Origin of the sequence: Paenibacillus sp. GM2, from assembly GCF_900069005.2 — a bacterium.
In the GTDB taxonomy this organism is placed as follows: domain Bacteria; phylum Bacillota; class Bacilli; order Paenibacillales; family Paenibacillaceae; genus Fontibacillus.
This window is the reverse complement of record NZ_LN831278.1, coordinates 229,174-243,093: the sequence shown is the minus strand read 5'-3', so window position 1 is coordinate 243,093 and position 13,920 is coordinate 229,174. Positions and strand designations below refer to the sequence as shown.

Sequence of the window (13,920 nt, the reverse complement as noted above, 5' to 3'; positions counted from 1 at the left end):
AGACATAAAAAAGAGCCAAATCCGAAGATTTGACCCTGGGGACACATTGCAGGTTGTCGGTACGTCAACCTGCAATGTGTGAAAGTATGCACATATTGGTTGAAGTTATATACCACATATAAATTCCGATACCGATCCCGCAATCCCTGTCCTTTTACCTGAGAGTTTTAAACGCGGCGGTTCATTGGATTACCTTGCCTGCGCGCGTATTGCCCCTTCGGTGCTCCGTTTAACGGAGTCTCTCCAGAGTCCTGTCCATTTACGGTCCTGCCTGTGATGGGTGTTCCCATCCCTATAGCGCCTGAGAGTTTAATGCCCCTTCGGCCAAGCCCGATGCTTATCTCCCGTAAACTTCATCCAGTGTGTATGCAATTAGACGCTAATCATTATAGATTCTCTTGAGTGATTTGACAAGGAGGTTCGCAATATTGACGTTAATTCCCATAATTAAAGAAGATGCCCCCATTTAGGAAGCGATCTTCTTATACTGGCCTAAATGATATCGGTATGAACTCATTTCCGGGTTTTCAGCCATTCATCCAGCTGTCTCTGCTTCTCGCTAACAATGATATCACTTCCCGCTGCCTTCATTTTTTCGATAAATTTCGGCAAATTTTCTGCCGGATCAAGGGTTCCTGTCTCCAGACCTACGCGGAATTCCGATAATACGTTGTTTACAGCAGCCATTTCGTTCTTCACCTTGCTAACGTCGAAGCTGAAGCCCAACGCTTTGGATTTCTTCGCATTGTTATTAAATTCATCCATCTTGCTCCAAATATCCGGATCTTCTTCCTTCCAGGTATAGGACAGGAATTGATTGCCGAACATATACGGCGTGCCAAAGTTATAACCCAGGTGCTGAATATCCATGCCTTGAGGATAATCGATGACATGATCGGAAACCTTCACGTAATGCTTCCCTTCAATCCCCCAAGTGAACAGATTGTACAGCTCTTTGTCTGTATACAGTAAATTTAACAGTTTCATAGAGCTTACAGGATCTTGAGAGTTTTTAGGAATTGACCACATCATCCCTGTGATCGAGTCCGTCGTCGAGTAAGCGTCGGTTAACCGTACAGCTATCATTTCCTTGCCACTTTTTCTCGATGCCTCGACTTCTGTGCCTGGCTTAAGATTGGAGAAATAAGCGAAGGCCTTTCCTGCCTTGACCATCTCCCGACCATCGTATTTGCCTGTACCTGCATCCTTCAGCATAAATCCCTGTTGATACCAACGGCGAAGTACATTCAACTCATCGGCGTATTCTTTAGTTTCAAAGAAGTTAACTACTTCAAGGTCATTGTCATAATGCGGAAGCACACCAACGCCTCCACTCAGCGGATCATAAGTAATATAACCGGCATCAAACGGCGCGGTTCCAGGATTTTTTGCGACCAAAGGTACCAGGTTATCTTCCTTATCTTTGATCGTTTGGAATACAGCGTCCAAATCATCCAGCGATTGAATTGTGGCAGGTTCGATCTGATACTTGTCCAACAAATCCTTGCGCATCAGGATTCCGTAATCTGAAGCCAAGTCCCGTACAGTCGTTACTGCGTAAATCTCGCCATTGATTTGCGAGGCTGTGAGAAAAGCAGGATCTAGCGCCTGTTTGATGCCTTGACCATATTTATCGAGCAGGTCATTCAGTGGATTCAACTGTCCCTTAGCTACAAGGGTGCTGTAACCGAAGCCCGAGGACGTAAACATCAGATCCATCTTCTCATTTCCTGCCATCATTAGATTGATCTGTTGCTGCCAGTTGCCAAGTGCAATCGGCAGCAGTTTGACGGTTGCATGGATCTTTTCCTTCGTAATCTTGTTCATGGCTTCTTGTACTTCCAGCATATCCTTCTGTTCACTTCCGAAGAAGGCCACCGTTATTTCATAAGGCGCAGAGCTGCTGTCGTCTGATGGACTGCCTTCCGCCGCTTCTTTCTTGGAACCACATCCAGCTAATATGACGGATACAGCGATGACCAATGATAATACAGCTGGCCACGTTCTTTTTGCTTGCGTGTTATCTCTCATCCTTGAAGCCTCCCAATGAATGTTTTTTGATTTATTTTGCTAACCAGTCCAAGACTGAACATAGCCTTATCCTTTGACTGCACCTACAGTGAGCCCTTTAACGAAGTACTTTTGAAAAAATGGATACGCCGCCAGGATGGGAACTACCCCGATAACTGCCATCGCCATACGAACGGTTTCCATCGGGGCATTGGTCGTAACATCCGCCTGACTTCCAAAGTTACTGCTTGCCAGGAACTGAATATCGAGTAAAATCCGATTGAGCAGGTTCTGTAAGCTGAATAATCTGCTGTCCGTAATATAGATCATTCCGTTGAACCAATCATTCCAGTAATTGATGGTCTGAAACAAGCCCACTGTTGCCAGAATCGGGAGCGATAGCGGCAATACGATTTTGATAAAAGTTCCAAAGTCGCCGGCCCCGTCGATTTTCGCAGATTCAATGACAGGTTCCGGAATAGAAGTGGCAAAGAAAGTACGCATCAGCATGACGTAGAAGGCATTCAGCAGCAATCCTGGTACAATAAGCGCCCAAATCGAATTCTTCATATCAAACAGCTGAGTATATACCAGATACGTAGGAACCAATCCGCCATTAAACAGCATTGTGAAGAAGACGAAGAAGGCCCAATAATTTCTGCCGGGCAAATGCTTGCGGGATAACGGATAAGCCAGCAAAGCAATAAGGATCAGCCCAATCAGCGTTCCGACCAGCGTAATAATTAAGGTGACGCCGATGGACTGCGTAATTTTCTCCGCATCATGCAGCAAGTAAGAGTAGGCCGCGAAGCTGATCTTCTGCGGGAACAAGGCATACCCGTTCCGATAGATTTCCTGTTCATCTGTAATCGATGAAGTGAACAACAACATGAAAGGTAGAATGCAAGCCATAGAGACGATGGCCAGAATAATGTGAATGCTTGATTGCCATATCCAATTTTTGAGTTTCAATTTATTCGCTCCTTTAGCTTAGAACAGGGCATTGTCCCGACTTAATTTCTTAACGACATAGTTAGAAATGAACACCAGCAGGAAGCCAACCAAAGATTGGTACAGTCCAGCAGCCGAGGACATTCCGATATCCCCTGTCGTCATAAGCGCACGATACACGTACGTATCAATGACATTGGTCGTTGATTGCAGCGCCCCTGTATTCAGAGGTACCTGATAAAACAATCCGAAGTCGGAATAGAAAATCCGTCCGATCTGTAGCAGTGTCATTATCGTAACTACAGGCATTATCAGCGGAAAAGTAATACCTCTGATTTGTCTCCATTTCCCTGCCCCATCGATGGTTGCCGCCTCATAGTATTCCTGGTCGATGCCGATAATGGCTGCCAGATAGATTACGCATAAATAGCCGCTGCTCTTCCAGGTATGCACGAACGTCAAAATGTAAGGCCAATATTTCGCCTCGCTGTACCAGGAAATCTCGGAAAGCCCCAGCATAGGCAGAATGCTCTTGTTCAGCAGCCCGTTATCCATACTCAGGATAGCGAATACCAAATATCCGATAATGACCATGGAGATTAGATAGGGTAGCAGGATGACGCTTTGATAGAAACGTGACAAAAAACGCCGCTTCACCTCATTCAGTAAAATCGCCAGGCCAACTGCGATAAACAAATTGAGAATAATAAAAACGCCGTTATAAAGAATCGTGTTTCTCGTAATGACGAAGGCATCTGATGTCTTGAAGAGATATTCAAAATTTTCAAATCCGATCCAGTCACTTCCCAGAATACCTTTGCTATAGTTGAAATCCTTAAATGCGATAACGACCCCAAACATGGGCAAGTAATTATTGATAATTAAATACATGATCCCCGGCAGCATCATCAGAAGCAGTACGCCGGATTTCCCCGGTCTCTTCCGCTTCCTTTTGCCTGTAATTGATTGTGTCATGAGCCATACCTCTTCCTAAGTCAAGTTGTGACCAAAGAATACCCCCTATTTATTGGCAGTACACTTTGGTTTACCAGCAGTAAACACCTTTAGTATAAAATCGATCTGTCAGTGTCCCATTAAAACTGGGTAAACAAACTGTTAAAATTCAAACTGCACCGTTGAAGTGGATAAAGGGGCAGATGCAGCAATAAAAAAGACGCCTCCTTCTTATAGAAGAAAACGTCTTTTTTCCGGTGGACAGGATATGATATACCTCATTTCTGTTTATGCTTTCACAAAGGCAAGGATCATATCAGCCATATTTTTCAGCACAATAGCGGGGTCTACATCCTGGTCCAAATGCAACAGCTTCCCGCGCAGCATCATCCGCTGCTGAGTTGCGTTCACAATATTGCTGATCGTATAACCTACCGCTTTGACATCCAGAACCCTTCGCATCGATCCGTCAGCCGTGCCCTCCTTGATTAGCGATAAAAAAGGGTGTGGCACGCTCCGCAAAAACGAGCGGAATTTCCTTTCCAATTCCGGTGTCGGATACTCTTCCTGATACAGCGTATCGAACATAGCAATAAATCGAATGATGTCCGTATTCTCTTTAGAAATTTGGATCAGTTCTTCAAGCAGTGATTGCAGCTTCTCATATCCGTTACTCCCTTGATGGGCGGTTATAGTCACCTTTTCCCCCCAGGTTCTCAATAAATCGATTTGCACCTCAAAAATAATCTCCTCCAGGGAGCGAAAATACTTATATAACGTTACTTTGCTGATGCCGCACTCCTCGACGATATCCTTAAGTGTGACAGAGGATAGCCCGTGAGCAATAAATAACCTCCTTGCTGTCTGAATAATATCCATTCGCCGGTTATTTCTGTGCTGCTCCAGCTGTTCTCTCCATTTGGGTTCCATCCGTTTCCTCCCGTAAGCCTGCTTTGATATTCAATAATGGCCCTCGACCCTGGCCCTCCCCCTCTTTCCTGCTCTATTGCAGGCTGTTGGATTTAAGGAGCTCCCGCTTCGCCTCAGTCAAACCGAACTCCTCCGCAAAATAGATATCATAGGTTCCATAATTGTCTTTAATGGTTCTGAAGACTGTCTCCATAAGTTCTTCCTTAACGTCAAGCATATGATTAAAATTGTTCAATATCGCAGCATCCGCATACTCCGAAATCCGCCCCAACAGCCTTTGATTGAAGTCCTTCATCGTCTCGTTAGTTAGAAGATAGTCTTCCATCACCGTCTGCTCTGATACACCAAGCGCAAGCAATATAAGCGCCGCCCCGACTCCCGTTCTATCCTTGCCTGCAGTGCAATGATGCAGTATTCCTAAATGGTCAGGTACCTGAATAATTTCCATCAAGCGTTTGTACGAAGCATTGTTTAGCGGCAGCTTCCTATACAGATCCCGCATATATTCGTCAGCACGGAAGGTTTTGAAGAAGTCATTTTGAGCCAGACCTTCAAGGAAGTGCCCTTGCTGCTCTCCGCCTTCAGGCGCGAATGACAGATTCATTCGACTAGGCTGCTCCTCTGCAATCGCAGGCTGTCGCTCATAGATGGCATTTGGGATAGTGGGGTCCGGCTTATGCTGTGCTTCTTGATGGCCGCGATAATCGAATATTGTTCTAATATTTAAACTATTCAGCATCTCTATGTCTTTGGGAGACAATCCTGTCAATTCATCGGAACGATAAAACAAACCATATTTCACTTTGCGACCCTCTATTGTCTCATAACCACCCATATCTCGAAAATTGTGCGCGCCTTCCAATGTAATTACTCGTTGCATATTCGTCACCTCATCCTTGATTTTAGGTGATGATCTAATTCACCTATACGCTTGTCATGATTTATTTATCAAGAGTAAATATAAATTTACTATGAATTAACACCTTCAGTGTACAAACGAAATGTTAACGTTTCATCAGAATTATGTAAAACGCAGATAAATTTGAATCTAACGCATGATCAAGTTATAAAAAAAGAAGATAACCCCGATCAAGGAAGTTATCTTCTCATTCTGCTTCTGCTATGAATTTATCCCAAATCTTGCAAACGCAGCCCCAACAGGCTTTCTACCACATAGTTCGCATGAGATAGAACGGCTCGATCGCCTACACCGATGGAGTGCATCCCCGCCCTATTGATCGCTTCCACTCCGGCTGCGGCATCCTCGATGCCCATACAGTTGTCGGGAGAGAGCTGCAGCAGGTGAGCCGCTGTCAGGAAGATTTCGGGGTCCGGCTTTCCGCGGCCGATTTCCCCCGGATCAACCATAATATCGAAATCATGACTAAGTCCTAATCTATCCAATATGAACGGAGCATTGTGGCTGGCTGAGGCCAAGCCTGTTCGAATCCCAGCTTGCCTCAACTCCTGCAGGAGGGCCTCCACCCCTGGAAGTATGTCGCTGGGCGTAATTGAATCGATTAATCGCAAATAGTATCCGTTCTTTCGCGCGGCCAGCTCTATTTTCTCATTCGCGGTATAAGAACCTGCCCTGCCCCCTGATTCCAGTATCTTCTCCAGGGATTCTATACGGGAAATCCCCTTCAACTGCTCATTAAGCTCCTTATTTACCGGGATTCCCAATTCCTCGCCGAGCTGCTTCCAGGCCAGAAAATGAAATTCCGCCGTATCTGTGATCACTCCGTCCAGATCGAATATAACACCTTTGATGTTCAACATCTCGTATCAAACCTTCCACAGAAAGCATCGACCGGGCTAACTCCTTTGAACTCGCTCTCGCCAACTAGCTTCTGAACGACTAACTCTATATTCCTGGCGTTATTGCTATAGGCATTAATATAAGTCGGAATCCGCGGCGCATCGTACAGATGGTATGGATTGCCGAACGAGATCATAATCACCGGAAGATCCTTTACGAACCAAGGCATATATTGCCCCGCGGGCATGCCCCACTCAATTCGGTTCGAAGTCTGATTGCTCTTGACCTGATAATCGCAAGCGTAAATCACCAGATCATATTTGGCTTTCAAATCCGCTACTTTACCGAAGATAAGGCTAAGATCCATCCTTCCGGTATCGTACAAGGTAACTTGGAAGCCCTTCATTTCAAGCTCCCTGGCTAAAATATCACCGCTCTTGTCCTCATTTCCAAGCGGGATCAACAGTATTCTGGGATAGGCTTCCGCATGAATCGGTAGAGTTCCATCGTTGTCCTTCACCAATGTAATGGATTGATCGAAGACCTGATCCACTAGTTGTGTAGATGGCGGCAGCTCAGTTTCAGCAACTTGCTTCGAATTTATGCTCTCCTTCATGCCCAGAATACGCACTAATGCTTCATTTAATCGTTCATTCGAAATTACACCGCGCATGACCGCCTGCAGAACGGCTGAATAGTCCTCCTCCAGATCCATCGTGAACAGCAGCATGTCACAGCCAGCATTGATCGAATGAACCACCGTCTCTTGCCTTGTCGCGAAGCTATTAAATCCGCACATCCCTGAAGCATCTGTAATGATTAAGCCGTTAAAACCCAAGCGCTCCCGCAATAGGCCGTTTAGTAAATGCGTGGATAATGTCGCAGGCAGTAGCTTCTGATCCTTTATACCAGGCTGAACCATTCTCTCATAAGCGGGGAGTAGGATATGACCGGCCATAACGCAAGGCATCCCCTGGTCTATAAGCTCCTTGTAGACCGCTCCATAGCTCTCCTCCCACTCCTTGAAGGAGAGGCTATTTACAGAAGCGAGGACATGATGATCGCGATCATCCACGCCGTCGCCGGGGAAATGCTTGATCACAGGCAGGATGCCGTGATCCATGAAGCCTTTGGCAAAGTTTGCTGCCATCTCCTTCACATGCCCTGCTTCTTCCCCGAATGCGCGTGTTCCGGTTATTGGATTTAAGCAATGATAGTTAAGGTCCACTACAGGAGCGAAAGCCATATTTGCACCAAGGGCATAGCTTTGCTTCCCGATATCGCTGGCAGCAAGGTTAACGAGCTGCGGGTCATTTGCCGCAGAGAGCTGCATCAGGCTCCCATAGCTGACTCCGCCTTCTATCAGACCGTTTGCCCCATTCTCCAGATTCGCGGAAATGAACGGGGCAATCCGGCTGTTGGCCTTAATCAGATCAATGATCTCCGTGGCTTTCACCTGCGGGGTCGGCCGCAGCATCATTCCGCCAGGCTGTATATTTTTCACCATTTGCAGCACACTTTCATCGCTCATGAACTGCCCATAATAGGGCAGAAAGAATAATTGCCCTACCTTATCCTGCAAAGACATTTGATCAATCTGATCCGCCACCTTCTTCCGCTGCTCTTCGGACAGACTGTAAGGTTTCTCTCTCAAAATATCTGTATTAATCATTATCTCTCTCACGCTCCTGCATTTTGCTTTCTGCTCTCTAAGTCAGCCAAAATTTCGTTATACATCTTGGAGTTCATCTTATATCCCATATATACCAGAGCTCCTAAAATACAACCGATGGTAGGCACCCACACCATGACTTGATGAAGGGCGTTTAAGGTCTGCGCACTTTGCTCGGCACCCGATACATAACCGATACCCGAAAGTACCCAGCCAGCGATTGCTGCCGAGAGACCCGTCGCCAGCTTGGAACTGATCGTATTGGTAGAGAAAATAATGCTCTCCATGCGGATACCTGTCTTCCACTCCCCATACTCAACTGCTGAAGCTACCATGTTCGTAATAATCAAGGAATAGATCCCCATCGCCGCATTTGAGAGACCATCCAGCAGGATATAGAAGGCAGAAACATCCGTGCTGACGATATAAGCAAAGGACAGTAGGGTGTGGACAATGATAAAGGATAACATCACTTTCTTATCGCCAAATTTCTTGATCAGCTTCGGCGCGAACACCACCAGCAAGAGCGTAATCGGTAGTGAGATCATCGAAGCATACGAGCCTAGAATATCGTTGCCCAGGGTATATTTATAAAAATAAATCGCTATGCTTCCTTTAAGTGTAATCGGGATATAAATGCACAGTTTACCTAAAATAACGGATATTAATGGTGTATTGGCAAGCAGTGACTTGATCATATCCTTGCCCTTTACTTGTGGAACCTCTGCTCTCGCAGCAACCTCCTCCAAATTTTGATTCATAAAAGTCAAAGCTTGTGCGAGCAAGAGACCTAACGCTGTAAAGATTACACCGAGAAGGATGCTGATTAGGAAGAAGCCTTTGGAGTAATCGTTATTGCCTAACAATTTGACTAACGGCATTTGGGCCATGCCAAGACCAAACGCAGCGATCATAATCATGAATTTAGTCGTTGTTAGCAACTTTATTCTCTTATCTTCTTCCTTCGTAATCGAAGGAACCATTGACCAATATGAAATATCGAAAAAGGCATATGCCGTCCAGAACAGGATCGTAATAACATAGATATATACCAGATGGGCACCATGAGATAAGGATGGATTAAAGAACAATGCCACGAACAATAAGCTGATAAGTGGCGGAACTATCGTAATATACGGCCTGTATTTCCCCCATCTTGTATTTGTCTTCTCAATAATGACAGCAATAATGGGGTCTGCAATTAATCCATAAATCCTGACCACCAATAAAAGCGTTCCAATTGTTGCAGCAGAGAAACCGGCAGCCTCAGTGAAGTAGAAGAGAAAACCTGTAGACATCAGTGCATATACCAAGTTCTGACCCAGGCCTCCCAGCGCGAATCGTCTGTTTACTTTTTTGAAATCCAGCATAATGTAACCCCTTTCTTTTTATAGTTAAATCTTAGTTTTTTCGGTGGCACCGTGCTAACCGGTTTTTGACCTAACACTTGTCGATTATTGTCGCCGCCCATCTTTTCGGGGCAAAACCTACGTATTATTGCACAAACACTTCCTGATTTTTATTGGTCCTGCCAATCATAAAGAAACGCATGCCCAGTTCCCCAAAGTCAGGAAATCAGGCATGCGCGTTAAGCCATGGCTATTATATTGTCTTTTCCAGCTTAAGAAATACAATTTCGTGAGGCTCGAGACTAAGCTCGAACACGAAGTCCCCCTGAATTCTCTCCTTCTGAATCGTCATTCGCGGAACGGAAATACTCTTTAAGTAATTCACATACTCGGCAGTCATCTCGGCTCCGCCGGAATCGACCCATGCGTCATAAGCGGAGCCATGAGTCCGGTTCACTTGCTGCTTCGTGATCGTATAAGAACCGTACATATTCTGCAATGTAAGCTTAAGGCGCTTATCGGCTTCCTCCGCAAATACGCCATACCTATTTTTCAACGATATATGTGAGGTGTTAAAGCTCTTATACAACTCATCGTATTCCTGATAATTATGGATCAGGATTTGATAGTTATCCTCATCATCTTTCGTTACAATCAATTGTTCATCGCGGTAGACAAGCGTAGCGCCTAACTGATTCAGATAAGCTATCGCATAATAGCCAGGCTTCCGGATGCCTTCAACCGTCATTAACCCGAATCCTCCATGGAAAGTGTCCAGGGATAACAGATGCTCGTCAAAAATATCCGATAATGTCCAGAATCCCATCACATCAACATAACCCACCGAGTTAATTACATTCTTAACGATAAAAGAAGCCATGAACACCGTATCATGCAGCAGATCTTGCGGATCGGAGGAAGAATTCCATTCCGTAATAATCGTTCTTCCCTGATTTACATTAGGTGCTGCGTGAATGAGCTGATGTACCTCCTTCACAGTTGATACGATATAACTGGAGTCAGCATAAGAGTACAATCCCTTTCGATTTGCCGTCCATAAGTTGAAGTAGGTTGCCTCCAGGTTCCATTCGATCGGGTAAATATGGTAAGTAAAGCTATCGAGGATTATGTCATTCTCCTCCATAAACTTCAGGGCTTTACTCGTCCACTCGGTATTCACAACGGACCAGCTTGTACCGCTGAATCCACTCACCTTCAATTTGCTGTCTATCTTTTTAATGGCCTGATAGGTCTTCTTGAAGAAATGCAAATACTCGTCCTGCGTCCCATGCCAATAAAATCCTTCAAGGTCAGGCTCATTCCAGATTTCAAAATCCCATGTTCGGATAACCGCCAAGCCATAACGATTAATAAGATGGCGGATGAATTGCCCGACAAGCCGGGTCCAATCATGGATTTCCTTCGGTTGAGACGTATTCGCCTCCCAACGATACATCGTCTGCTTTCCACTCGCCAGATCATTGGGCATGAAGCCCAGTTCAATAAAAGGAATGATCCGATGCTCGGTAAAGAAGTCAAAAATTCTATCGATATATTTGAAATTATAGGCCTTCACGCCATTCTCATCATGGTAGACCATTAAGTCGTCCGAAAAAATACCATGGAATCTAACACGGTTTAATCCGGCTTCCTTACATGCCTGGGCCAGCTGACTTTGCATGTCGGCATCCAGCAATTCTTTCGCTCTGCCGACGCCGATCATTCGGCTAATCGAGGAATCATACGGTGCCAGGCTTCCGGACATATCGATGATTCTCTCCTCGTAGCTGGAGGAATGGAAGGATTCATTCGCAAACCGGCTCTCTTCATGCTCCGGACTAAATAATTCAGTCAGTGAATCCTCTTTCATCAGATTGATATAATTGTACAGGGAGTGCGTGATATCCTCTTCCTTAATCGCCAGCCCCTGTTTATTCTGGCTCCGATACTGATTGGGCGCCATGCCAAAATGCTTCTTGAACCTGTCATTAAATGAGCTGATCGAATTAAAGCCTCTGGAAAAAATAATATCGCTAATCTTCCGGTCAGTAATCACCAGATCAGAGCAGACAAGCTGCAGCCGATACTCAAAAATATAGGTCATCATATTGATGCCAAAGCTCTTCTTAAACAGCTTCGACAGATAAGCCGGGCTCATATTGAACTCCCTCGCGGTATCTTCCAGCGTCAGCGGCTCAGCAATATTATTGTTGATATACAAGAGAATATCCGTAATCTTTCTATCCAGGGAGAGAGCGCCCTCGGGCTCCTGCTTCTCTCGTGAAAAGCGCTGCTCAATCAAATTTAATATTTCAAGGATCTTCACCTTGCGAAGAATAGGTGTATTCCTCTTCTTCTTAATGTCCAGGAGCGCTAACTCGGATAAATATCTCTTCATAAGAGCAATGTCATTCGCTGTCGTCTGATGAGCCATTCCGAAGGTTAACGAATCGAAGCATTCCATCTCGCTGCGCAGAAAATCTTCACGAATTTGCAGAGCACAGACGATATTTTGAGTGGTCAGCGACTGAATGGAGTGACGGTAACAGCTATTCACAATAGCGACCTCCCCTTCGCTGAGCATCATCTCCTGCTTCTCTACCTCCAGCTTGATCGAGCCTTTGATGACAAAAATAATCTCTATAAAATCATGCCAGTGATAGGGGACCACCCTCACCTGGTGAATGAGTAATCTATAAGGAACCGTGTAGTTCTGCGGTAACACAATACTTTCATATTGCAAATATATCCCTCCTGATCAGCGGGTTCACCTTCCGTCATTTTCTCTACTATCGTGGAAAAACGGGTATATGGCAATAACAAAGATTTTTAGCTTGCGACTAAATGTTCAGATTTCCTACGCAATTAGCCATCCAGTACCATTGCCTATCATTCTTATACTTAGTAATATACAATTATTTAGGAAAATATTAGAAGTCACATTTATAAAGGAGAGAAACTAATGACTATTCAGCAACAAGCAGCCATGCAGTCGATGATCGAATGGCTGGAGCATGAGAATGAACTTGGGCGGAAGCCCAGCAAAATCGAGATTGCAGGAGAATTTGAACTGCATGAGATGCACTACTATATTTTTAAGTACAAGAAATCGATGTTGGGCAAATGGATGCTCGGAGTCTGCGGTGGATATGAAGATCCATCCGATACGCAGCATTGCGGTCATATTTTCAGTGAGATGCAGCCTTATAATCCGGCTACTGCAGAGCAGGAAGCCATTGCGATGGTTGAGATGATTCGCGAGTATTGGATGAAGCAGGCGGCAGCCATTGAAGCCGAGCAATCGGAAAATGAGGACACCGAAGAAGAGGAAGGCGCATCGGGCATATTCAACGGGTTTGTCCTGCTGAATACTCACAAATGCGATATTGAACAGATCAAAGCCAATTTACAGCAAGATTGGGGCATCGTCTGTCCGCCGGCTGATGGGACAGATGCAAGCTCTGCGGAGAACGAAGGCACGATTGTATTTGAAGCAGACGGCTTCACCCTGGCACTCAGCTTCGTAGATGCGCCTGTACCGGATGGGGAAGCCGAGCATTTTGCACAAGCCAATTACCTCTGGAAGGAGGCAGCTCAGGTCACCAGTACACATGTCTCCCAGATCATTTTGGCTGTTTTTACGCGCTCCGGCTCCTCTCTCGACAGCGCCAAGCTATTTACGAAGCTGGCGGCAAGCTGCTTGAAGCTGCCTAATGCGATAGGCATTTATACGGCAGGAACTGTATTCCAGCCTGAAATGTATATAGAAATGACCGAGATCATGAAGCAAGAGAACATACTGCCACTGCTCAATCTGGTCCACTTCGGTCTGGTCGGGACCGAAACCGGGTCAGGGGCTTATACCTACGGGTTGAGAGCATTCGGGAAGGATGAGATCGAGATCATCGACAGCCAGACTACACCAAGCGAGCTGCGCGACTTCCTGATCAGTATTACGGATTATGTGCTTGAATATAACGTCACTTTGCGGGACGGAGAGACGATCGGCTTCTCGGAGGAACAGAAGCTGCAAATCATCCGATCCGAAGGCGTGTACGTGGATGGAGACAGTGTAAAAATTAAATTCTAACACCCCTGCTTCGACTAACAGCCGAGCGCTGCGTTAGAGATCACCTCGTCGCTCGTCACTGCTGTTGTCTGCATCCACCGGTAAAAAAGCTGATAAACTGCTGTTTTTCACATCCGAAACCACTTGTTTAGAATAAACCTGCAAATCTGCAGGTTTATTCGGCTTTTTCTTTCGAATCAGGCCGATCCACAACTCCATAGTTGTT

At 45.4% G+C, this 13,920-nt stretch carries 11 protein-coding genes and 1 riboswitch; of the genes, 1 reads left to right on the top strand and 10 read right to left on the bottom strand.

Annotation, left to right across the window (positions count from 1 at the left end; all coding sequences use genetic code 11):
- Positions 1-136: 136 nt before the first annotated feature.
- Positions 137-257, bottom strand: a riboswitch (glycine riboswitch).
- Between the two features lie 256 nt (positions 258-513).
- The 9 genes from BN1360_RS07875 to BN1360_RS07835 all read right to left on the bottom strand — a co-directional run bounded on the left by BN1360_RS07875 (position 514) and on the right by BN1360_RS07835 (position 12,368).
- On the bottom strand, positions 514-2,031 hold the full coding sequence (locus BN1360_RS07875) for an ABC transporter substrate-binding protein (RefSeq protein WP_068779328.1): 1,518 nt from the start codon (positions 2,029-2,031) through the stop codon (positions 514-516).
- 66 nt (positions 2,032-2,097) lie between these two features.
- A complete protein-coding gene (locus tag BN1360_RS07870; RefSeq protein WP_229520906.1) occupies positions 2,098-2,982 on the bottom strand; it encodes a carbohydrate ABC transporter permease in 885 nt (294 codons plus the stop codon).
- Between the two features lie 18 nt (positions 2,983-3,000).
- Positions 3,001-3,936, bottom strand: a complete 936-nt coding sequence (locus BN1360_RS07865; protein ID WP_068779327.1) for an ABC transporter permease — start codon at positions 3,934-3,936, stop codon at positions 3,001-3,003.
- Between the two features lie 267 nt (positions 3,937-4,203).
- Positions 4,204-4,845, bottom strand: coding sequence for a TetR/AcrR family transcriptional regulator (locus BN1360_RS07860; RefSeq protein WP_068779326.1), 642 nt, complete (start codon positions 4,843-4,845; stop codon positions 4,204-4,206).
- Positions 4,846-4,918: 73 nt separating this feature from the next.
- Positions 4,919-5,725 carry a tyrosine-protein phosphatase gene (locus BN1360_RS07855; RefSeq protein WP_068779325.1) on the bottom strand — a complete coding sequence of 269 codons (807 nt, stop codon included), beginning with the start codon at positions 5,723-5,725 and terminating at the stop codon, positions 4,919-4,921.
- 248 nt (positions 5,726-5,973) lie between these two features.
- Positions 5,974-6,624, bottom strand: coding sequence for a beta-phosphoglucomutase (gene pgmB, locus BN1360_RS07850; RefSeq protein ID WP_068779324.1), 651 nt, complete (start codon positions 6,622-6,624; stop codon positions 5,974-5,976).
- A complete protein-coding gene (locus BN1360_RS07845) occupies positions 6,618-8,288 on the bottom strand; it encodes a glycoside hydrolase family 3 protein (protein ID WP_229520905.1) in 1,671 nt (556 codons plus the stop codon). Before BN1360_RS07845 ends, pgmB begins: the two co-directional genes overlap by 7 nt.
- Positions 8,285-9,646 (bottom strand): MFS transporter, encoded by a 1,362-nt coding sequence (locus BN1360_RS07840; protein ID WP_068779322.1) that lies wholly within the window; start codon positions 9,644-9,646, stop codon positions 8,285-8,287. The genes BN1360_RS07845 and BN1360_RS07840 overlap by 4 nt, the downstream gene beginning before the upstream one ends.
- 232 nt (positions 9,647-9,878) lie before the next feature.
- Positions 9,879-12,368, bottom strand: a complete 2,490-nt coding sequence (locus BN1360_RS07835; protein ID WP_068779321.1) for a GH39 family glycosyl hydrolase — start codon at positions 12,366-12,368, stop codon at positions 9,879-9,881.
- 219 nt (positions 12,369-12,587) lie between these two features.
- Between BN1360_RS07835 and BN1360_RS07830 the strand changes: the two genes are divergently transcribed.
- The gene (locus BN1360_RS07830) at positions 12,588-13,715 is read left to right on the top strand and encodes a DUF4261 domain-containing protein (RefSeq protein WP_068779320.1); all 1,128 of its coding nucleotides are present in this window, start codon (positions 12,588-12,590) and stop codon (positions 13,713-13,715) included.
- 33 nt (positions 13,716-13,748) lie between these two features.
- Here the strand turns inward: BN1360_RS07830 and BN1360_RS07825 are convergent, their stop codons facing one another.
- Positions 13,749-13,913, bottom strand: coding sequence for a hypothetical protein (locus tag BN1360_RS07825; RefSeq protein WP_157259338.1), 165 nt, complete (start codon positions 13,911-13,913; stop codon positions 13,749-13,751).
- Positions 13,914-13,920 lie beyond the last annotated feature (7 nt).

What these genes read in the sequence shown, in the direction of transcription:
- BN1360_RS07865 (WP_068779327.1), bottom strand. Translation starts at nt 3,936, where the DNA reads ATGACACAATCAATTACAGGCAAAAGGAAGCGGAAGAGACCGGGGAAA.
- BN1360_RS07825 (WP_157259338.1), bottom strand. Translation starts at nt 13,913, where the DNA reads ATGGAGTTGTGGATCGGCCTGATTCGAAAGAAAAAGCCGAATAAACCT.
- BN1360_RS07875 (WP_068779328.1), bottom strand. Translation starts at nt 2,031, where the DNA reads ATGAGAGATAACACGCAAGCAAAAAGAACGTGGCCAGCTGTATTATCA.
- BN1360_RS07830 (WP_068779320.1), top strand. Translation starts at nt 12,588, where the DNA reads ATGACTATTCAGCAACAAGCAGCCATGCAGTCGATGATCGAATGGCTG.
- pgmB (WP_068779324.1), bottom strand. Translation starts at nt 6,624, where the DNA reads ATGTTGAACATCAAAGGTGTTATATTCGATCTGGACGGAGTGATCACA.
- BN1360_RS07860 (WP_068779326.1), bottom strand. Translation starts at nt 4,845, where the DNA reads ATGGAACCCAAATGGAGAGAACAGCTGGAGCAGCACAGAAATAACCGG.
- BN1360_RS07855 (WP_068779325.1), bottom strand. Translation starts at nt 5,725, where the DNA reads ATGCAACGAGTAATTACATTGGAAGGCGCGCACAATTTTCGAGATATG.
- BN1360_RS07840 (WP_068779322.1), bottom strand. Translation starts at nt 9,646, where the DNA reads ATGCTGGATTTCAAAAAAGTAAACAGACGATTCGCGCTGGGAGGCCTG.